Below are 526 nucleotides of genomic sequence, written 5' to 3' on the forward strand. Positions count from 1 at the left end.
GTCACTGTTTAGCTGACCCACCGCCGTCGGGAGCAAGCCCCCTCCCACAGAATATGTATTGCATACATGGAGTGGATTGTATGGGCCAATGGCTCGATAGCATCACCGGCTGGCTGACCCTCAACCCACAATGGCTGGCGGCCATAACTTTGGGACCTTAGCTGACGGTCTGGGTTGTTTCCCTTTTCACGACGGACGTTAGCACCCGCCGTGTGTCTCCCATGCTCGGCACTTGTAGGTATTCGGAGTTTGCATCGGTTTGGTAAGTCGGGATGACCCCCTAGCCGAAACAGTGCTCTACCCCCTACAGTGATACATGAGGCGCTACCTAAATAGCTTTCGAGGAGAACCAGCTATCTCCGGATATTACTCTGCGTAAACTTTTCGTAATACAGTTGAACGCTATCAAGTGCCTGATCCTTCAGCCATTGTTGGATCGATTCGACCATCGGCGGGGGGCCACAAACGTACATATCCGCCGATCTGTCCCGCAGTTCGGCCAGGTCGAAATGCTCGGTGAGGTAGC

Annotated in this window: 1 rRNA gene; it reads right to left on the minus strand. The window is 54.0% G+C overall.

Annotation, left to right across the window (positions count from 1 at the left end):
- Positions 1-349 (minus strand): 23S ribosomal RNA (locus AC0L3U_RS38400); the annotation flags it as partial.
- Between the last annotated feature and the right edge of the window lie 177 nt (positions 350-526).

The organism is Bradyrhizobium sp. Kon69 (genome assembly GCF_055807515.1).